The sequence below is a fragment of the Actinokineospora auranticolor genome, from assembly GCF_002934265.1.
Taxonomy (GTDB): domain Bacteria; phylum Actinomycetota; class Actinomycetes; order Mycobacteriales; family Pseudonocardiaceae; genus Actinokineospora; species Actinokineospora auranticolor.
On record NZ_PTIX01000026.1, the window covers coordinates 74,695 to 98,534 of the forward strand.

The 23,840-nt window shown below is 73.0% G+C and carries 3 protein-coding genes (2 of these 3 only partly in view); all 3 read left to right on the forward strand.

The features are described from left to right. Tightly spaced (each overlapping or abutting the next), the 3 genes in view from CLV40_RS31230 to CLV40_RS31240 form a layout consistent with a single transcriptional unit that may run on beyond the window. Positions 1-6,030: the 3' end of a non-ribosomal peptide synthetase gene (locus CLV40_RS31230; RefSeq protein ID WP_104482600.1), read on the forward strand. Its footprint begins 13,977 nt before the window's first position; 6,030 of the gene's 20,007 nt are visible here — the last part of the coding sequence; its start codon lies off the left edge, out of view; it ends in the stop codon at positions 6,028-6,030. Further along, entirely contained in the window at positions 6,031-14,718 is an 8,688-nt protein-coding gene (locus tag CLV40_RS31235; RefSeq protein WP_104482601.1) for a non-ribosomal peptide synthetase, read from the forward strand. Next, on the forward strand, positions 14,715-23,840 hold the 5' portion of the coding sequence (locus tag CLV40_RS31240) for a non-ribosomal peptide synthetase (protein ID WP_181043850.1). The gene runs 5,094 nt beyond the window's last position; 9,126 of the gene's 14,220 nt are visible here — the first part of the coding sequence; it begins with the start codon at positions 14,715-14,717; its stop codon lies off the right edge, out of view. Before CLV40_RS31235 ends, CLV40_RS31240 begins: the two co-directional genes overlap by 4 nt.

A 23,840-nucleotide genomic window follows, 5' to 3' on the forward strand; every position in this document is an offset into this window, starting at 1 on the left:
TGGGCGCGGTCCGTCCTCCCCGACTACATGGTCCCCTCGGCGTTCGTGCTGATGGACGCCCTGCCGACCACCGTCAACGGCAAGGTCGACCGCGCCGCGCTGCCCGAGCCCGAACGCGCCAGCGGCGGCGGTCGCGGGCCCGAGACCCCGGCGGAGGCGGCGCTCGTCAGCCTCGTCGGTGACATCCTCGGCATGACCGTGACGGTCGAAGACGACTTCTTCGCCCTCGGCGGTGACAGCATCATCTCGATGCAGCTCGTCGCCCGGGCGAAGGCCGCGGGCATCCGCTTCTCCACCCGGCAGGTGTTCGAGACCCGCACGATCGCCACGCTGGCCGCTGTCGCGGAGATCGTCGAGGCCGTGGCCGCGCGCCCCAAGGACATCGCCACCGGTGAGATCCCGCTGACACCGGTCATGCGCGAGCACCTCGACCGCGGCGGCCCCCTCAACCGCTTCCACCAGTCGCGCCTGCTCACCACCCCGGCGAACCTGACCCTCGACCAGATCACCCGGGCCGTTGCCGCACTCGCCGACGCTCATGTGATCCTTCGCGCCCGCCTCACCGACAACGCGCTCGTCATCCCCGACGAGGCAACGGAACCGTCGGTATCCCGCGTCGACGCAAAAAATCCACAATGGACCAGCGAACTCGACTACCACACCGAACAGGCCATCGCGGACCTAGACCCCGCGCGGGGCCGCGTGCTCCGTGTCGTCTGGTTCGACCGGGGTTCCGAAGAAGGCAGGCTCCTGATCGTCGCCCACCACTTCGTGGTCGACGGCGTCTCCTGGCGAGTCCTGGTCCCCGCGCTGGCCGCCGCGATCGGGGGCGAAACCCCGCAACCGCCGGACACGAGCTTCCGGACCTGGGCAATCGCCACGACGAACCAGGACCGAACGCCGGAACTCCCGCTGTGGCAAGAAATCCTCGCCCCCGCGCACACCCTGGTCACCCGCCCGCTGAACGCGGACGACACCGTCGCGACAGCACGCGAACTGACGGTCAGCGTCCCCAACGCCGACCGCCTGCTCGGCCCGGTCCCCGCGCTCTTCCACACCGGCCCGACCGAAGTCCTCCTCGCCGCCCTCGCCCAAGCCGTCGGCGAACCGATCGTCGTCGACGTCGAAGGCCACGGCCGCTCCGACGACGTCACCGACACCGTCGGCTGGTTCACCGACATCCACCCCGTCCGCCTCACCCCCGGACCCGACGCCGCCGCGACCCTCAAGCTCGTCAAGGGCAGCGTCAAGAACACCCCAGGCGACGGCCTCGGCTACGGCCTCCTCCGCGACCAGCTCGCCGACGCCCCCCGACGCGACATCCTGGTCAACTACCTGGGACGCATGGGATCCGAGACCGCGCAGACCTGGTCGACCGCCCCCGAAGCGGCCACCCTGGCAGGCGGTGCCGACGCGGAACTCCCCGTCGGCCACCCCATCGCGCTCAACATCATCGCCGAAGGCGCCACCCTCACCGCCCACTTCGCCTGGGTCGCCGCCGTCCCCGACGCCGTGGTCCACGCCGTCAAGGACCGCTGGGTCGCCGCTCTGAACGCTATCGCGGCACTGGAAACCGGCGGCCACTCCCCAGCGGACTGGCCCATCGCGAACCTGACCCAGTCCGAAGTGGATGAGATCGACACCGCTTACCCGGATGTCGCGGACGTCTGGCCGACCTCCCCGCTGCAAGAAGGCCTGCTGTTCCTCTCCCGCTTCGACGAGTCCGGTGTAGACGTCTACACCACCCAGCAGGTCCTTTCCCTGCAAGGCGACGTCGACAGCACTCGCCTCCGCGCCGCCGCGCAAGCCTTGGTCGACCGCCACGAGATCCTGCGAGCAGGATTCCCCACCCTCGCGACAGGCCGACTGGCCCAGGTCATCACCCGCCGAGTCGAGGTCCCCTGGCGCGAGGTGACCAGCGCCTCCGAAGCCGAGACCGCCCGGATCATCGACGCCGAACGCGCCACCCGCTTCGACCTCGCCCGACCCCCGCTGGTCCGCTTCCTCCTGGTACGCGCGGAAACCGACGCGACGCTCGTCCTGACCAACCACCACGCGATCCTCGACGGCTGGTCGACCCCGCTCCTCGCCCGGGAGCTGTTCGCGCGCTACGCGGGCGAAACCCTGCCCCCGGTCCGCTCCTACCGCGACCACCTAGCCGACTTGGCCGACCGCGACACCGACGCGGCCCGCGACGCTTGGCGCACCGCGCTCACCGGCCTCGACGAGCCGACCCTGGTCGCCCCCGGAGCCCCCCACGGCGGCGTCCTCCCCGGCCAACTCGACGTCCACCTCCCGGAACCGGTCGTCACCAGGCTCACCGCCGCCGTCCGCGCGGTCGGCGTGACACTCAACGCCGCCGTGCAAGCCGCGTGGGGACTCGTTCTGGCGCAACGGACCGGCCGCACCGACGTCGTGTTCGGCGCCACGGTCTCCGGCCGCGACGGCGACCTCGACGGCATCACGGGCATGATCGGCCTGTTCATCAACACCGTTCCCGTCCGCGTCCGCCTCGACCCGGCCGAGTCCTTGGCCGAGCTGCTGACCAAGCTGCACGGCGAACAGGCCGCCCTGCTTGACCACCAGCACCTCGGCCTCGCCGACATCCAGCGCGCGGCGGGCATCGGCGACCTGTTCGACACCCTCACCGTCTTCGAGAGCTACCCGGTCGACACCGACGCCCTCGAACGCGCCGAGACCGCCGCCGGGCTGCGCGTCACCGAGGCCGTCGGCCGCGACGCCACCCACTACCCGCTGACCCTGCTGGTCCTGCCCGGCGCGACCACGACCCTGACCCTGCGATACCGCCCGGACGTCATCGACGAGCCCGAGGCCCACACCCTCCTCGCTCGCGTCGTCAAAGCCCTCACCGCGGTGGCCGACACGCCGCACAAGCCCGTCGGCAACGTCACCCTGCTGTCTGAAGTGGACGCAAAGAGCGTCCTGAAGACTTGGCAGGGTCAGGCGATTCCCGTCGAGCGGACGACCATCCCAGCCTTGTTCGCCCGCCAGGTCGCACAAACCCCCGACGCGACGGCTGTGGTCGTCGACGGCGGCGAAACCCTGACCTACAAGCAACTCGACCACGCGACCAAGGTCCTCGCAGGCGAACTCCGGAGCCGGGGCGCGGGCGTCGGTGACATCGTCGGCGTGATGCTGGAACGCTCGGCGGACCTCATCGTCGCGCTCCTCGCGGTCCAGCGAGCAGGCGCCGCCTACCTTCCGCTCGACCCCGACTATCCCGCCGACCGCCTTCGCATGATGGTCGAGGACGCGGCCCCGGTCGTCGTCATCGCACCGGAAAACGCCACTCTCCCCGGTGTCACCGTGCTCCCGCCGCAAGCCACCGGTCCGGAAGCCGACGACAACAGCGACCCCAACGCGCCCGCGTACGTCATCTTCACCTCGGGCTCGACCGGCAGGCCCAAGGGCGTGCGGGTACCGCACGAGGGCATCGTCAACCGCCTGCTGTGGATGCAGTCCGAATACGGCCTCCAGCCGGGCGAGCGGGTCCTGCAGAAGACCCCGGCCGGGTTCGACGTGTCGGTGTGGGAGTTCTTCTGGCCGCTCATCACCGGCGCCACCCTGGTGTTCGCCAAGCCCGGCGGCCACCGCGACCCCGCTTACCTCGCGGACGCCATCGAACGCAACAACATCACCACTGTCCACTTCGTCCCATCCATGCTCCGCGCGTTCGTCGCCGAGCCCGAAGCGCGGACCATCACTACCCTCCGCCGAGTCCTCTGCTCCGGCGAAGCCCTCCCCGTCGACCTGCGCGACGAGTTCCTGAACGTCTCCGACGCGCAACTGCACAACCTCTACGGCCCCACCGAAGCCTCCGTTGACGTCACCGCCATCCAGCTCCACCGCGAAGACCTGACCGTCCCTATCGGACACCCGGTATGGAACACCCAGACCTACGTGCTGGACCCGTTCCTCAACCCCGTCTCCGCAGGCGTCCCCGGAGAGCTGTACCTCGCGGGCGCCCAACTCGCCCAGGGCTACCTCAACCGCCCGGGCCTGACCGCGACCCGGTTCGTGGCCAACCCGTTCGGCGACGGCCGCCTCTACCGCACCGGCGACATCGCCGCGTGGAACCCCGAAGGCGCGCTGGAGTACCTGGGCCGCGCCGACGACCAGGTCAAACTCCGCGGCCAGCGCGTCGAGCTCGGCGAGATCGAGGCCGCCATGGCCGCGCTCCCCGGCGTCGAGCACGCCGTGACCCTCGTCCGCGACGACCGCCTCATCGGCTACCTCGTCGGCGAAACCCCCCACGACGATCTCCGCGCCGAACTCGCCCGCACCCTCCCCGACCACATGGTCCCGTCCGCTTTCGTGACGCTGGACGCCATCCCGCTCACCCCCAGCGGCAAGACCGACCGCAAGGCCCTGCCCGACCCCGACTTCGCCGCGCTGGTCACCGACCGCGAAGCCGGGAACGACCTGGAACGCGTCCTCGTCGACCTGACCGCCGCCGTCCTCGGCCTGCCGACCGTCGGCGTGGACGACGACTTCTTCACCCTCGGCGGCGACAGCATCGTCTCCATCCAGCTCGTCGGCCGGGCGCGAGCGGCGGGCATCCGCTTCTCCCCGCGAGACGTCTTCGAACGCCGCACGGTCGCCGGACTGGCCATGGTCGCCGACACCGACACCCGGGCCGCCGAAGCCGAAGGCGAAGGCATCGGCGAGGTCCCGTTCACCCCGATCATGCGCGACGCGCTGGCCCGGGGCGGTCCGATCGACCGCTTCTCCCAGTCCCGCCTGCTCCGCGCCCCCGCCGACCTCGACCTCGACCGGCTCACCAAGGCCGTCGAAGCGCTCATCGCCCGCCACCACGTCCTCCGCGCCCGCCTCACCGACGACGGCCTCCACATCCCGGAGACCGCGCAGGCGAGCGTCCGGCGCGTCGACGCCACCGGGATCAACGACCTCGCGCCAGCGGCACAAGCGGTCGCGGACGAACTCGATCCCCGAGCGGGCGAGATGTTCCGCGTCGTCTGGTTCGACCGGGGCGCGGACGAAGGCAGGCTGCTGCTCGTCGCCCACCACCTCGTGGTCGACGGCGTCTCGTGGCGCGTCATCGAACCCGACCTGCGCGCCGCCTACGAAGGCGCCGACATCGACCCCGTCGGCACGTCCTTCCGCCGCTGGGCCAAGAGCCTGACCGAACTCGACCGCGGCGCCGAGACCGCGCACTGGACCGGCCTCGCCGACTCCCGGGGCGACCTGCTCACCACCCGCCCCCTGCGCTCGACCGACACCATCCACACCGGACGAGAGCTGCGCCTGACCCTCACCCCCGAGGAAACCGGGCCGCTGCTCACCACCGTGCCCGACCTGTTCCACGGCACCGTCAACGACGTCCTCCTCACCGCCCTCGCCATCGCCGCCGCGGCCACCGGCGGCAACACCGCGCGCCTGGTCGACGTGGAGGGCCACGGCCGCGAAGAGCAGGTCATCCCCGGCGCGGACCTGTCCCGCACGGTCGGCTGGTTCACCACCGCCTACCCTGTCCGCCTCGACCTCACCGGCATCGACGCCGCCGAGGCGCTGGCGGGCGGCGATGCGGCCGGGCGGGCTGTCAAACGGGTCAAGGAACACCTGCGGGCCATCCCCGACAACGGCATCGGCTTCGGTCTCCTGGCTCCCCCCGTGCCCGCGCGGGAAATCCTGTTCAACTACCTCGGCCGCTTCGGCACCGACGCGGCCACCGGGGCTTGGCAAGGCGCCCCCGAGGCCGCCGCGCTCGACGGCGGCGTCGACCCGGGAATGCCCATCTCCCATGCCATCCAGGTCAACGCCCTCACCCAGGACGGGCCCGGCGGCCCGCGCCTGACCGCGAACTGGGCGTGGGGCGGCGAGGTGGTCGCCGAGTCGGCGGTGCGGGACCTGGCCGAGAAGTGGTTCGCCGCGCTGCGGGCGCTCGTCGCGCACGCGGACGGTGGAGGCGGCGGCCACACGCCGTCGGATCTGACCCTCAGCGACCTGTCGCAGGACGAGCTGGACGAGTTCGAGTCGGAGTGGAGTTAGGTGAACGCGCGCAAGTCCGGGCTGGAAGACGTCCTGCCCCTCGCCCCGCTACAGCAGGGCCTCCTCTTCCACAGCGAGTACTCCGGCGGCACCGAGCCGGAGGACCCGTACGTGGTCCAGTTCGCCCTCGACCTCGACGGCCCGCTGGATGCCGCCGTGCTGCGGACGGCCGCGCAGGCGCTGATCGACCGGCACGCCAACCTGCGCGCCTGCTTCCGCCGCCGCAAGACCGGGGAGGTCGTCGCGCCCGTGCCGCGCGACGTCGAACTCCCCTGGCGCGAGGTCGATGTCGACAACTGGGACGTGCTGCTCGCCGAGGACCGCGCCGAACGGTTCGACCTCACCCAGCCGCCGCTGCTGCGCGTGCTCCTCGGCAGGCTCGGCCCCGAGCGGCACCGCCTGCTGATCACGTACCACCACATCCTCCTCGACGGCTGGTCCACGCCACTGCTGGCCCGCGAGCTGTTCCAGCTCTACACCGCCAAGGGCGACGCGTCCGCGCTGCCGACCGTCCGGCCCTACAAGGACTACCTGTCCTGGCTCCGCGCCAAGGACGCCGACGCCTCCCGCGCCGCCTGGGCCGAAGCCCTCGCCGGCTTCGAGGAACCCACCCTGCTCGCCGCCGGCGCCGACCCGTCCGGATCCGCCGAACAGCAACCGATCCCGCTCCCCGACGGCCTCACCGACACCCTCGCCGCGCTCGCCCGCGCACACGGCGTCACGCTCAACACCGTCGTACAGACCGCATGGGCGCTGCTGCTCGCCCGCACCCTCGGCCGCGACGACGTCGTCTTCGGCGCCACCGTATCCGGTAGGCCACCGGAGCTGCCGGGCGTCGACAGCATGATCGGGCTGTTCATCAACACCGTGCCCGTGCGGGTGCGACTCGACCCGGCCGAGACCGTGGCCGCGCTGCTCACCCGGGTGCAGGCAGAGCAGGCGCGGGTGATGGACCACCAGCACGTCGGCCTGGCGGACATCCAGCGCGCGGCAGGCGTGGGGGAGCTGTTCGACACACTGACAGTGTTCGAGAGCTACTTCGTGGACACCGCCGCCCTGGAGAGCGCCGAAGCCGCCACCGGGCTGCGCGTGCGCGCGGGGGAGACCCGCGACGCCACCCACTACCCGGCCACCCTCGTCGCCACCGGCCCCGACCTGCTGCTCAAGTACCGTCCCGGGCTGGTGGACCCGGTCGAGCTGTCCGAGCGCCTGGTCCGCGTCCTCACCGCCTTGGCGGCGGATCCGAGCGTTCCGGTGTCGCGTGTGGATGGTCTGGCGGCGGATGAGCGCGAGAACCTGTTGCGCACGTGGAACCCGACCGGCGAAGCTGGGGAGCAGGCCACCATCCCGGCCCGTTTCGCCGAACAGGTCGCCGCCAACCCGGACGGCATCGCGCTGGTCTCAGGCGACACCCGGCTCACCTACGCCGAACTCGACGCCCGCTCGACGGGCCTCGCCAGGGTCCTGCGAAACCAGGGCGCCCAAGGCTTTGTCGCGATCGCCCTGCCCCGGTCGGCCGAACTGGTCGTCGCGGTGCTGGCCGTGCTCAAGGCCGGGGCCGCGTACCTGCCGCTCGACCCGGACTACCCGGCCGCGCGCCTGGAGCTGATGCTCACCGACGCCGCGCCCACCCTGCTGATCACGACCCCGGACCTGCACGACCGCTTCGGCGACATCGCCACGGTCAACCCGCACGACACCGCCGACGGACCGGTAAGCACCGCCCTCACCCCGGACCACCCGGCCTACGTCATCTACACCTCGGGCTCCACCGGAACCCCCAAGGGCGTCGTCGTCCCACACCGGGCCGTGGACCGGCTGCTCACCGCCACCGACCACTGGTTCGGCTTCGGCCCCGACGACGTGTGGACGCTGTTCCACTCCTACGCCTTCGACTTCTCCGTCTGGGAGCTGTGGGGCGCCCTGCTGCGCGGCGGCACGCTGGTCGTCGTCGACCACGCCACCAGCCGCTCCCCGGAGGCGTTCCTCGACCTGCTGGCGAACGAACGCGTCACCGTCCTCAACCAGACCCCGTCCGCGTTCTACCAGCTCGACGCGGTCGACAGCGGCGCGGACCTAGCCCTGCGGTACGTGATCTTCGGCGGCGAGGCGCTGGACCCGCGCAGGCTCGCGGGCTGGTACACCCGGCACGCCGAGGACGCGCCCCGGCTGGTCAACATGTACGGGATCACCGAGACCACCGTCCACGTGACCTACCTGCCGCTCACGGCCGCCGACGCCAACCCCGGCATCGGCGTTCCCATCCCCGACCTGCGCGCCTACGTCCTCGACTCCGGCCTCGGCCTCTGCGCCCCTGGTGTCGTCGGCGAGCTGTACGTCGCGGGCGCCGGTCTCGCCGACGGCTACCTCAACCGCCCCGGCCTCACCTCGACCCGCTTCGTCGCGAACCCCTTCGGCTCCGGCCGCCTCTACCGCTCCGGCGACCTCGCGCGCTGGAGCAACGGCGGACTGGAGTACTTCGGTCGCGCCGACGGCCAGGTCAAGCTGCGCGGCTTCCGCATCGAACTCGGCGAGGTCGAGGCGGTCCTCGCCGCGCACCCGGCGGTCTCCGAGGCCGTCGCGGTTGTCCGCGAGGACAAGACCACCCGGCTCGTCGGCTACGTCACGGGCACAGTGGACAGTGCGGAGCTGCGGGACTGGGCCGCGCGGGACCTGCCCGAGCACATGGTCCCGGCCGCCATCGTCGTCCTCGACCGCATTCCCCTGACGGTCAACGGGAAGGTCGACCGCAAGGCCCTGCCCGCACCCGATTTCGCCGGTCTGACCACCACCCGCCAGCCCGAGACCGACGCCGAGCGCGCGCTGGCCGCTGTGTTCGCCGAGGTCCTGGGTGTGCCGTCGGTCGGGTTGGACGACGACTTCTTCGCCCTCGGCGGCGACAGCATCGTGTCGATCCAGCTCGTCAGCCGCGCCCGCGCCGAGGACCTCAAGTTCTCCCCGCGTGATGTCTTCGAGCGCCGCACGGTCGCCCGCATCGCCGAGATCGCCACCGAACCCGTTCCCGTGCCGACCTCCACCGGCTCCGGCGCCCTGCCGCTCACCCCGATCATGCGCGACCTGGTTGGCCGGGGTGGCCCGGTCAACCGCGTCTCCCAGGCCCGCCTGCTGATCGCCCCGACCGGCCTCACCCAGGAACGCCTCACCGCCGCCGTCCAGTCCGTTGTGGACACCCATGACGTGCTGCGGGCCCGCCTCGCCGGGGACCAGCTCGACGTCCGACCGGTCGGCGCGGTCGACGCCGCGAAGCTCGTCCGCCGCGTCGACAACACCGACTACCAGGCCGAAGCCGCCCGCGCGTACGGCGAACTCGATCCAGCTGAGGGCGAGGTGGTCCGCGTGGTCTGGTTCGCCCCGGACCGGCTGCTGATCGTCGCGCACCACCTCGTCGTCGACGGCGTGTCGTGGCGGATCATCGTCCCCGACCTCGCCGCCGCCGTCGCCGGAGAGGCCCTCGCACCCGTCGGCACCTCCTTCCGCGACTGGGCCCTCGCCCTGCGCGCCCAAGACCGCACCACCGAACTGGACCACTGGCGCACAACCCTGGACGCCGTTGACGGCCGCACCCCCGTGGCCGCCCGCGACACCGTCTCGACCGTCCGCACGGTCAAGGTCGCCCTCTCCGCCGAGACCACGACCAGGCTGCTCGGCGACATCCCCGCCGCCTTCCACGCGGGCGTCGAAGACGTCCTGCTCACCGCGCTCGCCCTCGCCGTCGCCCGCGCGCGCGGCACCGCGACGGGAGTCGTCGACCTCGAAGGCCACGGCCGTGAAGAGGACGCCGTCCCCGGAGCCGACCTGGCCCGCACGGTCGGCTGGTTCACCACCCTCTACCCGGTCCGCTTCGACCTGACCGGCGTTGACATCGCCGACGCCTTCGCGGGCGGACCCGCCGCGGGCACCGCGCTCAAGCTCGTCAAGGAACAACTCCGAGCCGTACCCGGCGACGGCATCGGCTTCGGCCTGCTGCGCGCCGAACTCCCGGCCGCCACACCGGAGATCCTGTTCAACTACCTCGGCCGCTTCGGCACCGCGGCCACCACCGGCGACGCCTGGTCCGGCGCCCCGGAGGCGGGCGCGCTCGGCGGCGACGCCGACCCCGGCCTGCCCGTCGGGCACGCGCTCGACATCAACGCCGTCACCGCCGACGGCGTCCTCTCCGCCACCTTCGCCTGGCCTGCCGCCCTGTTCACCGAGGCCGAGGTCAGCGACCTCGCCGCCCACTGGGTCAACGCCCTGCACGCCATCGAGCGGCACAGCGAACCGGGTTCCGGCGGCCACACGCCGTCGGACTTCCCGCTGGCGCGCCTCACCCAGTCCGATGTGGATGCCCTGGCCGAACGCCACGCCGGGCTCGTCGACGTGTGGCAGCCGACCGCGCTCCAGCAGGGCATCGCGTTCCTGTCGCGGTTCGACGACACCGGGACCGACGTCTACACCGTCCAGTTCTCCTGCGAGCTGACCGGCGACCTCGACCCGGCCCGCCTCCGCGCCGCCGCCGCGACCCTCCTCGACCGGCACGACACCCTCCGCGCCGCCGTCGACCACCTGATCTCCGGCGATCCCGTCCTGGTCATCGCCGACACCGTCCCGTTGCCGTGGCGCGAGGTCGACGTGGACGAGTCCGAATGGGACCGGTTGGTCGCGGAAGACCGCGAGACCCGGTTCGCCGTCGACGAGGCACCGCTCGTCCGGTTCCACCTCGGCAGGCTCGCGGACGACCGGCACCGACTGCTGATCACCTTCCACCACGTGCTGCTCGACGGCTGGTCCACGCCCCTGCTGGTGCGCGAGCTGTTCGAGACCTACGCGGGCAACACCCTCCCGCCCGTGCGCCCCTACCGCGACTTCCTCACCTGGCTGTCCACGCGCGACACCGGTGTCGACGTCTGGTCGCAAGCGCTTGCGGGCATCACCGAGCCGACCCTGGTCGCCCCGGCAGGCGCTTCCCGCGCAGCCGTCCTCCCGCGCCGCGTCGACATCACCCTCCCCGACGGGCTCCCGGCCATCGCTCGCGAACGCGGCGTCACCGTCAACACGCTCGTCCAAGCCGCCTGGGGCCTCACCCTGGCCCGCGGACTCGGCCGCGGCGACGTCGTCTTCGGCGCGACGGTCTCCGGGCGGCCGCCGGAGGTCGCCGGCGTCGAGACGATGATCGGCCTGTTCATCAACACCCTGCCCGTGCGGGTGCGGCTCGACCCGGCCGAGACCGTGGCCGACCTGCTGACCCGCGTGCAGGCCGAGCAGGCCGCGGTGCTCGACCACCAGCACGTCGGCCTAGCCGACATCCAGCGGGCGCTCGGCGTGGCGGAGCTGTTCGACACGCTTACCGTCTTCGAGAGCTTCCCCATCGACACAGGAGCCCTCGACCGCGCCGAGGCCGCCGCCGGGTTCACCGTCAGCGCGGTCGACGGCGCCGACGCCACGAACTACCCGATCACGCTGACCGTCGGCGCCGGGCTCGCGGCCTGGCTGGATGTCCGGGACGACCTCATCGACCCGGACACCGCCCAGATCTGGGCGGCCAGGTTCGCCCGGGCGCTAACGGCTTTCGCGAACCCGAGCACCCCGGTCCGCGCGCTCGACCTCATCACCGACACCGAGCGCGCCGACCTGCTCGCCGCCGGACAAGGTCCGCGCGTCCCGGTCGTCGAGCGCACCGTGCTCGACGTCGTGGACGCCCAAGACCCGGCGGCCACCGCGGTCGTCGGGTCGGACACCACGCTCACCTACGGCGAACTGGCCGACCGCTCCGCGCGGATCGCGGGCCTGCTGGTGTCGCGCGGTGTGGCGCCAGGAGACGTGGTGGCGCTGGCGCTGCCGCCGTCGGCAGGCCTGGTCGCGGCGATCCTCGGCGTGTGGCGGGCGGGCGCGGCGTATGTCGTGCTCGACCCCGAGTACCCGGCGGATCGCTTGCGGTACATGGTCGAGCAGGCCAACCCCAAGGTCACCCTCACCATCGCGGCCGTCGACCACGACGGCATCGACCTCGACGCGATCGACCTCTCGACCCAGGAGTTCACCCCCGGCCCGGTCGGCGGCGCCGCGTACGTGATCTTCACATCCGGCTCGACCGGACGGCCCAAGGGCGTCGTGGTCGAGCACGCGGGGCTGGTGAACCTCCTCGCGTCGCACCACGCGTCGGTCATGCGGCCTGGCAAGGCGCTGCAACTGTCGTCGTTCTCCTTCGACGCCTCCCTCGACCCGCTGCTCTGGTTGCTGGCCGGACACGAGACGCATGTCGCCGGACCGGACCTGACCGGCGACTCCCGCGCCATCGTCGACTACACCCGCGCCCACGGGATCGGCTACGTCGACGCCGCCCCCGCGCTGCTGACCCAGCTCGTCGACGACGGCCTCCTGGACACCGGCGTGACCGTCGTCGGCACCGGCGGTGAGGCCGTGAGCCCCGCGCTCTGGTCGCGGCTCGCGGCGGCGGACGTCGCGGCGTTCAACTTCTACGGCCCCACCGAGTCCACAGTGGACGCACTGGTCGCGCCGATCGCGGGAGGCGCGGTCGTCATCGGACGCCCGGTCGCCAACACGGTCGTCCACGTGCTCGACGCGACCCTCGGGCTCGTCCCGCCGGGTGCCGTCGGCGAGCTGTACGTCGGCGGGCCCGGTCTGGCGCGCGGCTACCTCAACCAGCCCGGCCAGACCGCGTCCCGGTTCGTCGCCAACCCCTTCGGCGACGGCCGCCTGTACCGCACCGGCGACCTCGCCCGCTGGGCCGACGACGGCCTGGAGTTCCTCGGCCGCGCGGACAACCAGGTCAAGATCCGCGGGTTCCGCGTCGAACTCGGCGAGATCGAGACCGTCCTGGGGCACGCGGTCGTCGTCGTGCGCGACGGCCGGTTGGTCGCCTACGTCACCGAAGGCGACACCGAGTCCGTCCGCGCGAAGGCCGCCGCCGCGCTGCCCGACCACATGGTGCCCGCCGCCGTGGTCGTCCTCGACGAGTTCCCGACCCTGCCCAGCGGCAAGGTCGACCGCACCGCCCTGCCCGCCCCGGACTTCGCCGCCCTGGTCTCCGACCGCGCGGCCACGACCGAGTCCGAGTCCGTGCTGCGACGCCTGTTCCTCGCCGTGCTCGGCCTGCCGTCGGTCGGCGTGGACGACGACTTCTTCGCCCTCGGTGGCGACAGCATCGTGTCGATCCAGCTCGTCAGCCGGGCCCGCGCGGAAGGGCTCCGGTTCTCCCCGCGCGATGTGTTCGAGCAGCGGACCGTGGCCGCGCTCGCGCTGGTCGCCGAGACCGACAAGCCCACCGCCGAGGCCGCGGGCGCGGGCGTCGGCCTGGTGCCGCTCACCCCGATCATGCGCGACCTGCTCGACGCGGGCGGCCCGATCACCCGCTACGCCCAGGTCCAGGTCGTCACCGCACCTGCGGACCTGGCGGTCGACCGGCTGACCGCGGCGGTCGGGAAGCTCCTCGACACCCACGACATCCTACGCGCCCGCCTCACCGGGGACGGCCTGCTCGTCGGCGAGCCCGGGGCGGTCACCCCCGAGGTCCGCGTGGTCGAGTCCGACACCCTTGACGTCGACTCGGTGCTCGACGACCTCGACCCCCGCGCGGGCAGCGTCTTCCGCGTCGCCTGGTTCCCCAAGACCGGATCGCTCGTCCTCGCCGCCCACCACCTCGTGGTCGACGGCGTCTCCTGGCGGATCCTGCTGCCGGACCTGGCCGCCGCCTACGAGGGCCGCGATCTGGAACCGGTCGGCACCTCGTTCCGCCGCTGGGCCGAAGGGCTGGTCGAGAACGCCCGCAGCGCCGAGCGGCTGGCCGAACTCGCGCACTGGACCGCCGCCGTCGCGGGCGCGGACGCCCCGCTCGGCGCCCGGCCGCTCGACCCGCGCGTCGACACCGTGTCCACGCTGCGCCGCGTCACCACGACCGTCGACGCCGACACCGCCGAGCCGCTGCTCGGCCCCGTCCCGGACCTCTTCCACGCCGAGGTCGACGACGTCCTGCTCACCGGGCTCGCGCTCGGCCTCGCCCGCTGGTCCAAGCGCTACCACGGCCTCGACCGGCCCGCGGTCACCATCGACCTCGAGTCGCACGGCCGCGACGAGGACGCCGTGCCCGGCGCCGACCTGCACCGCACGGTCGGCTGGTTCACCAGCGTGCACCCCGTCCGCCTCGACGTCGGCGAGGTCGACCTCGCCGACGCGCTCGCGGGTGGCCCCGAGGCGGGCACCGCGCTCAAGCTCGTCAAGGAGCAGGTCCGGGCCGTCCCCGGCGAGGGCACCGGCTTCGGCCTGCTGCGCCACCTCAACCCCGACACCGCCCCGGCCCTCACCGGCCGCAGGCAGCTCCTGTTCAACTACCTGGGCCGCTTCGACTCCCGCACCGCGGACGGCGCCTGGTCCGTGCGGCCGGGCATCGGCGGCGGCGCCGACGCCGACCTGCCCGCCGACCACGCCCTCCAGGTCGACGTGACCACAGTGGACGGGCTGGAACTGCGCTTCGACTGGACCTTCCCCGACGCGCTGTTCGACGAGCGCGACGTCCGCGACCTGGCCGTGTGCGTGGCCGGGGCGCTGCGCGCGCTCGCCGACCACGGCGCCGAGTCCGGCGCGGGCGGACTCACCCCATCGGACCTGCTGATCCCGGGGCTCGCCCAGGAGCAGATCGACCGCTTCGAGGCGAAATGGAGGACCCCGTGAGCCGCGCGGGTCTACAGGACATCTGGCCGCTCTCCCCGTTGCAGGAGGGGATGCTGTTCCTCTCCGGCTACGACGAGTCCGGAGTGGACATCTACACCGTGCAGACGGTGCTGGCCATCGAAGGCGACCTCGACGCCGAGCTGATGCGCGAGTCCGCCACCGCGTTGCTGCGCCGCCACCCGGGCCTGCGCGCGTGCTTCTCCACCGAGGAGGCCGACCAGCCGGTCCAGCTCATCGTGGCGCGCGCGCCGCTGCCGTGGACCGAGATCGACCTCACCGGTTCCGACGACGTGGAGCGGGACTGGGCGGCGGTGCTGGAGCGCGACCGCGCCACCCGGTTCGACCTCGCGGTGCCGCCGCTGGTCCGGTTCCTGCTGGCCGAGGTCGGCGACGGCAGGCACCGGCTGCTGGTTACCAACCACCACATCCTGCTCGACGGCTGGTCCACCCCGCTGCTGCTCGGCGAGCTGTTCGAGATCTACGGCGCCCGCGGCGACGCCTCCGGTCTGCGCCGCGTCCGCTCCTTCCGCGACTACCTGGTCTGGCTGTCCAAACAGGACAAGGAGGTCGCGGAGAAGACCTGGGCCCAGGCGCTGGACGGCGTCACCGAGCCGACGCTGGTCGGCCCGCCGGGGGCGTCGAACTCCGGGTCGCTGACCGCGCGGGTGCCGGTCGAGATCTCCGCCGACCTGGCGGCGCGGTTGAGCGCGGTGGCCCGTGAACTGCGGGTCACGGTCAACACCCTGGTGCAGGCGGCCTGGGGGCTCGCCCTCGCCCGCCAACTGGGCCGCGACGACGTGGTGTTCGGCGCGACCGTGTCCGGCCGCCCGGCGGACCTGCCCGGGGTCGAGTCGATGATCGGGCTGTTCATCAACACCCTGCCCGTGCGGATCCGGCTCGACCCGGCCGAGTCCGTGGGGCAGTTCCTCGCGCGCGTGCAGGCCGAACAGGCGCGGGTCATGGACCACCAGTACGTCGGCCTGTCCCGCGTGCAGCGGCACACCGGCCTGACCGAGCTGTTCGACACCATCACCGTGTTCGAGAGCTACCCGGTCGACACCGAGGCGCTGGGCCGCGCGGAAAGCGCCGCCGGACTGCGCGTGCTGGGCGCGGACGGCACCGACGACACCAACTACCCGATCACCCTGACCGCCGAGGCGTCCCAAGGCCTTGAGGTGTGGCTCGACCACCGGCCCGACGTCGTCGACGCCGCGACCGCGACCCGGATCGCCGAACGCCTCGTCACCGCCCTCACCGCGTTCACCGCCGACGCCTCCGTCCCGGTCCGCGCCCTCGACCTCCAGTCCGATGTGGAGCGCGCGGCGGTCCGCGCGGCCGAGCGGGGGCCGGTCCTCGCGGTGCCGGAAACCTCGGTGCTGGACACCTTCGCCGCCGCCGTCGCGGCCGACCCGCACGGACTCGCGGTGACCGACGGCACCCGCGCGCTGACCTTCGCCGAACTCGACGAGCGCGCTGACCACCTCGCCGGGTGGCTGCGCGCCCAGGGGGTCGCGCGGGAACGCGTTGTGGTGTCGAAGCTGCCGCGCTCGGTCGACGTTTTCGTTGCCATGCTGGGGATCTGGAAGGCCGGAGGCGTCTACCTGCCGGTCGACCCGACCTACCCCGCGGAGCGGCTGCGGCTCATGCTCGAGGACGCCGACCCGGTCGTCGTGCTGGACGCGGTCGAACCGCACATGTCCGCGCCGTTCACCCCCGCGCCGGTCGACGGCGCCGCGTACATGATCTTCACCTCGGGGTCGACCGGACGGCCCAAGGGCGTGGTCGTCGAGCACCGGAGCCTGCTGAACCTGCTGGCCGCGCACCGCGCCACGGTCATGCGGCCGGTGTCGGCGCTGCACACCGCGTCGTTCTCCTTCGACGGCTCGCTCGACCCGATCGTCTGGTTCCTGGCCGGGCACCCCGCGCACATCGTCTCCGCCGAGCTGGTGCGCGATTCCGCCGCGCTGGTCGAGTACATCCGCGCGAACGGCGTCGGCTTCATCGACACCACACCCACGCTGCTGACCCAACTCGTCGAGGACGGGCTCCTGGAGTCCGGGATCCGGGTCGTCGGCACCGGAGCGGAGGCCATCGGGCCCGCGCTGTGGGCGCGGCTCGCGGAGGCACCGGTCGAGGCGTTCAACGCCTACGGCCCGACCGAGTTCACCGTGGACGGTGTGGCGGGCGAGGTCCGGGGGACCGACGTCGTCATCGGCACGCCACTGGCCAACTGCGCCGCGTACGTGCTCGACACCGCGCTGTCGCGGGTCGCGCCCGGTGTGGCGGGAGAACTGTACCTGGCCGGGCCGCACGTGGCGCGCGGCTACCTCAACCGACCTGGCCTGACCGCGACCCGGCTCGTGGCCAACCCGTTCGGCGACGGCAGGCTCTACCGCACCGGCGACCTCGTGCGCTGGACCGCCGCGGGCGAGCTGGAGTACCTGGGGCGCGCCGACGACCAGGTCAAGATCCGCGGTTTCCGGGTGGAACTCGGCGAGGTCGAGGCCGTGCTGGCGGAGATCTCGCGGCACGCGGTCGTCGTGGTCCGCGACGGCAGGCTCGTCGCGTACCTCGTGGGCGCCGACGCCGACCATGCGCGGTCGCACGCGGCGGCCGTGCTGCCCGACCACATGGTGCCCGCCGCGTTCGTCGTACTCGACGAGCTGCCGACCCTGCCCAGCGGCAAGGTCAACCGCAAGGCCCTGCCCGCCCCCGACTTCGCCGGTCTCGCCACCGCGGGCCGCGCCGCGCGGACCCCCGCCGAGTCGGTCCTGCTCGACCTCGTCGCCCGCGTCCTCGGTCTGCCCGCGGTCGGGGTCGACGACGACTTCTTCACCCTCGGCGGCGACAGCATCGTGTCAATCCAGCTCGTCAGCCGCGCCCGCGCGGCCGGGCTCCGGCTGTCCCCGCGTGACGTGTTCGAGCAGCGCACGGTCGCCGCGCTGGCCGCGATCGCCGCCCCCGACACGGCCCCGGTCGTCGAGGAGGCGGGGGCGGCCATCGGGCTCGTGCCGTTCACCCCGATCATGCGGGAACTGCTCGACGCGGGCGGCCCGATCAACCGGTACGCCCAGGTCCAGGTGCTGACCGCGGCTGCCGACCTCACCGCGGACCGCTTGGCCGCCGCGGTGGCCAAGCTCGTCGACACCCACGACGTCCTGCGCGCCCGACTCACCGACGACGGGCTGCTCATCGCCCCGCCAGGCGCCGCCGACGTCGTCCGAGTCGTCGACGACGGTGACGTCGACGCCGTGCTGGACGAACTGGACCCAAGCGCCGGGGTCGTGTTCCGCGTGGTGTGGCTGCGGCAGCGCGGAGTCGTCGCTGTGGTCGCGCACCACCTGGTCGTCGACGGCGTGTCCTGGCGGATCCTGCTACCCGACCTCGTCGCCGCCTACCGGGGCGAAGACCTCCAGCCGGTCGGCACGTCGTTCCGGCGCTGGGCCACCGGGCTGGTCGAGGCGGCCGAGAACACCGCCGAACTCGACCACTGGCTCGCGGTGCTCACCGAGGAGGAGCCGCTCGGCGCCCGTCGGCTCGACCCGCGCACCGACGTCATCGCCACCGCGCGCACCCACCGCGCCGAACTGCCGCCCGCAGTCACCGGGCCGCTGCTCACCACCGTGCTCGACCGGTTCCGCGCCCGCGTCGACGACGTCCTGCTCGCCGGGCTCGCCGTCGCCGTCGCCCGGCTGCACCCCGGCCGCACCGCGCTGCTGGTCGACCGCGAAGGCCACGGTCGCGACGAGACCCGGGTAGACGGCGCCGACCTGCACCGCACGGTCGGCTGGTTCACCAGCACGCACCCGGTCCGGCTCGCCGGCATCGTCCCGACCGACCCGGCCGCGACCCTCAAGCGGGTCAAGGAAACCCTGCGCGCCACCCCGGGCGACGGCACCGGCTTCGGCCTGCTGCGCCACCTCAACCCGGACACCGCCGCGCGCCTGGCCACGCGGGGCGGGCCCGAGGTCGTGCTGAACTACCTCGGCCGGTTCGGCACCGGCGAGGCCGCGCCCGGCCCGTGGGAACCGGTCGACGCGGGGATCGGCGGCGGCGCGGACCCCGGCCTGCCGCTCGACCACGCGCTCCAGATCGACGTGACCACAGTGGACGGTGTCGGCGGTCCGGTGCTGACCGTCGACTGGACGTGGCCGGACGGCGTCTTCACCGAGGCGGACATCCGCGCGCTCGGCGACCACTGGTTCGCCGCGCTGACCGACCTCGTCGGCGCCCGGGGCGGGCGCACGCCGTCGGACTTCCCGCTGGTCGCGCTGGAGCAGGCCGAGGTCGACGCGCTCCAGGCCGCCGAGCCCGCGCTGGCCGACGTCTGGCCGCTGTCGCCGTTGCAGCAGGGGCTGCTGTTCCTCGCCGGCCTCGACGACTCCGACGAGGACGTGTACACCGTCCAGACCGTCCTGCACCTCGACGGACCGGTCGACGCCGCACGCCTGCGCGCCGCCGCCGACGCGCTGCTCGACCGGCACCCCGGCCTGCGGGTCCGCTTCCACACGCTGTCGTCCGGCCGGTCGGCGCAACTCGTGCTCGACGATGTGCGCGCGCCGTGGCGGGAGGCGTCCGGTGACCTCGACGCGCTGGTGGCGCAGGACCGCGACACCCGGTTCGACCCGCTGGCCGCACCGCTGATCCGGTTCCTGCTCGTGCGCACCGACGACGGCGCGCACCACCTGGTGATCACCAACCACCACGTGCTGCTCGACGGCTGGTCCACCCCGCTGCTGGGGCAGGAACTCCTCCAGCTCTACGGCGGCGTCCGGCTGCCCAGGGCCAAGCCGTTCTCCGACTACCTGTCCTGGTTGTCCACTCAGGACAGCCAGGCCGCCGGGGCCGCCTGGGGCGCGGCGTTGGCCGGTGTCGACGAGCCGACGCTCGTCGCGGGCGCGGCGGCCAAGACGACCGCCGTGCGGCCGGAGAACGTCGACGTCGAGACCGGCCGGGAGCTGTCCGAGGCGCTGGTCGCGACCATCCGCGCGCTGGGCATCACGCTGAACACGGCCATCCAGTTCGCCTGGGGCCTCACCCTGGCCCGGATGTCGGGCCGCGAGGACGTGGTGTTCGGCGCGACCGTGTCCGGTCGACCGGCGGACCTGCCCGGTGTCGAGTCGATGATCGGGCTGTTCATCAACACCGTGCCCGTGCGGGTGCGGCTGGACCCCCGCGAAAGCCTGGGCCAGGCCGCGCGGCGGGTGCAGACCGAGCAGTCCGCGCTGCTCGACCACCAGCACCTCGGGCTCACCGACATCACCCGGGGCACGGGGCTGCCCGAGCTGTTCGACAGCCTGACCGTGTTCGAGAGCTTCCCCGTGGACACCGACGCGCTCGGTGCCGCCGAGGCGGCGGCGGGCCTGCGGGTCAAGGGTGTCTCCGGCACGGACGCCACCGACTTCCCCCTGACGCTCACCGCCGACTTCGGCGAGGTCCTCGACCTGTCCCTGGAGTACCGACCGGACGCGCTCGACCGGGACCTGGTCACCCGGCTCGCGGACGGGCTGCGGACCGCGTTGCGCGCCCTGGCAACGGACCCCGACTCCTCGGTGCGCGGCCTGTGGCTGGCCGGCGGTGGCGGGCTGGAGGGCCGGGAAGTCCCGGTCGAGCCCGTGCTGGAGGTGTTCGCGCGGCAGGCCGCCGCGACGCCCGACGCGGTCGCGGTGGTCGGGCCGGACGGGTCGCTGACGTTCGCGGAACTGGTCGCGCGGTCCGGCGAGATCGCGGCTCACCTCGTGGGACAAGGGGTGCGCGCCGGGGACGTCGTCGGGTTGGCGTTGCCCTCGTCGGCCGAACTGGTCGCGGCGATCCTCGCGACCTGGCGGGCGGGCGCGGCATACCTCGTGCTGGACCCGGGCTACCCGGCCGAGCGCATCGCGTTCATGGTCGAGGACGCGGCGCCCGGGGTCGTCCTGGGGCCGGACGGCCTGCCGGGTGCGACCGGGGAGACGTTCGCGCTCGAAGGCACTTCCGGCGCCGCGTACGTCATCTACACCTCCGGTTCGACGGGCAGGCCGAAGGGGGTTGTCGTCGAGCACAGCGGTGTGGCCAACCTTCTCGCTTCGCATCGCGCTGCTGTCATGCCGTCCGAACGGCTGCGGGTGCTCAACGCCGCGTCCTTCTCGTTCGACGCTTCGGTCGACGGGTTGCTCTGGCTGCTGGCCGGACACGAACTGCACTTGGCGGGCCCCGACCTCACCACCGACCCGGCCGCGCTCGTCGCGCACGTCCGGTCGCGGGGGATCGGGTACGTCGACGCCGCGCCCGCCCTGCTGACCCGGCTGGTCGACGAAGGTCTTCTGGAGACCGGACTCACGGTCGTGGGAACCGGCGGCGAGGCCGTGGGAGCCGCGCTGTGGGCGCGGTTGGCCGCCGCGGACGTGGCGGCGTTCAACTTCTACGGCCCGACCGAGTCCACTGTGGATGCCGTGTTCGCACCCGTGGTGGGTGCCGAGGTCGTCATCGGTGACCCGGTGGCGAACTCGACCGCCTACGTCGTCAACCGGACGCTCGGGCTGGTGCCCGCCGGTGTGCCGGGCGAGCTGTACCTGGGTGGGCCCGGGTTGGCGCGCGGGTACCTCGGTCAGCCCGGGCTGACCGCGTCCCGGTTCGTCGCCAACCCGTTCGGCGGCGGACGGCTCTACCGCACCGGCGACCTGGTGCGCCGGACCCCGGGCGGGCTGGAGTTCCTGGGGCGCGTCGACGACCAGGTGAAGGTGCGCGGGTTCCGGATCGAGCCGGGCGAGGTCGAAGCGGCGCTGACCGCAGAGGAGTCGGTGGCCGCCGCGGTCGTCGTGGTGCGCGACGAGCAACTCGTCGGCTACGTGGTGGCCGCGCCCGACACGGCACCGGATGGCCGGGCGCTGCGGGCACGGCTGGCGGAACGCCTGCCCGAACACATGGTCCCGGCGGTCGTGGTGGTCCTCGCGGAGTTCCCGACACTGCCCAACGGCAAGGTCGACCGGAAGGCGTTGCCCGCACCGGACCTCGCCGCGCTCGCGGGCGGCCGGGTGCGCACACCCGCCGAGGAGATCGTCGCCGCGCTGTTCGCCGAGGTGCTGGGGCTGCCCGAGGTCGGGGCCGACGCCGACTTCTTCGCCGTCGGCGGGCACTCGCTGCTGGCCACCCGGCTCGTCTCCCGCGTCCGCGCCACGCTCGGCGCCGAGCTGGCGATCCGGGACGTGTTCACGGCCCGCACGGTCGCGGGCATCGCCGCCCTCGTCACGGCGGGCGACGACGAGGTCCGGGCCGCCCTGGTCAGGCGGGCGCGGCCGGAGCGGCTGCCGCTGTCGTTCGCGCAGCAGCGGCTGTGGTTCCTGTTCCGCATGGAAGGCCCCAGCGCCACCAACAACATCCCGTTCGTCGCACGGCTCAGGGGCGCGGTCGACGCGGACGCCCTGCGGCTCGCGCTGCGGGACGTCGTGGGGCGGCACGAGAGCCTGCGCACGGTGTTCCCCGACCACGACGGTGTGGCCTACCAGCGGATCTTGTCCGATGTGGACGTCGAGCTGACCGAGATCGGCACCACCGCCGACAAGGTCGGTGCGGAAGTCCAGGACGCCACCGGGTACGCGTTCGACCTGGCCACCGAGATCCCCGTGCGGGCCTGGCTGTTCCGGGTGTCCGCGGACGACTCGGTCGTCGTGCTGCTCGTGCACCACATCGCCGCGGACGAGTGGTCGACCGCGCCGCTGCTGGGCGGCCTGGGCGAGGCGTACTCGGCGCGCAAGCGGGGCGTCGGTCCCGACTGGGCTGACCTTCCCGTGCAGTACGGCGATTACGCCCTGTGGCAGCGGGAACTGCTGGGTTCCGAGGACAACCCCGCGAGCCTGGTGTCCCGGCAGGTCGCCTACTGGCGGGACGCGCTCGCCGGCGCGCCGGACGAGATCGCGCTCCCGCTGGACCGGCCCCGACCCGCCGTGGCTTCCTACCGGGGCGACGACGTCCGGTTCGAGGTGCCGTCCGACGTCGCTTCGTCGTTGCGCGAGGTGGCGCGGGACCACGGCGTCACGGTGTTCATGGTCGTGCAGGCCGCTGTCGCCGCGTTGCTGTCCCGGCTCGGGGGTGGGGACGACATCCCGCTCGGCACGCCGATCGCGGGGCGCACCGACCAGAACCTCGACCGGCTCGTGGGCTTCTTCGTGAACACGTTGGTGCTGCGGACGGACGTCTCCGGTGACCCGTCGTTCGTGGAGTTGCTGGGCCGCGTCCGGGAGACCGACCTGGCGGCCTACGCGCACCAAGACGTGCCGTTCGAGCGGCTGGTGGAGATCCTGAACCCGACCCGGTCGATGGCTCGCCACCCGCTGTTCCACGTCATGGTCACGCACACCGGCCTGGAGGAGGCCGACCTGGGCCTGCCCGGCACCCGGACCGAGGCCGCGGACGTCGCGACCACCACCGCCACGTTCGACCTGTCCTTCGGGCTGGCGGACGTGCCCGGCGGCATGGTCGGCGCGATCGAGTACGCCACGGACCTGTTCGACCGGGCGACGATCGTCGACCTCGCGGACCGCCTGGTGCGGCTGCTCGCGGCCGTCGCCGCCGACCCCGGTCGGCCGATCCGGCGCGTGGAACTGCTGTCCGAGGACGAGCGCGAACTGGTGCTGCGGACGTGGAACGACACGGCGGAACCGGAAGTCGAGCGGTCCCTGCCGGAACTGCTCGCGTCCGCGTTCGCCGAGTTCCCCCACGAGATCGCGCTGGTGTCCGGCCACGCCCGTCTGTCCTACCGGGACTTGGACGTGCTGGTGGGACAGCTTGCCGGGGAACTGCGGGAGCGCGGCGTCGGGGCCGAGCGGGTCGTCGCCATCGGGCTGCCGCGTGGTGCGGAAATGGTCGTGTCGCTGCTGGCCATCCTGCGCGCGGGCGGCGCGTTCGTGCCGCTCGACCCGACTTGGCCGCGGGCTCGACGCGAGAGCGTGCTGCGCGATTCGGGTGCGGTGCTGACCGTGACCGGTCCTGGCGGGGTGCCGGAATCCGCGGACACTCTGGCCGTCGACCTGGGACGCTGGGCTTTCGGCGGGAACCCCGTTGCCCCAGCGGTTCCGGCGCTGGGCACGCAGCTCGCCTACGTCATGTTCACCTCCGGGTCGACCGGCGCGCCGAAGGGCGCGATG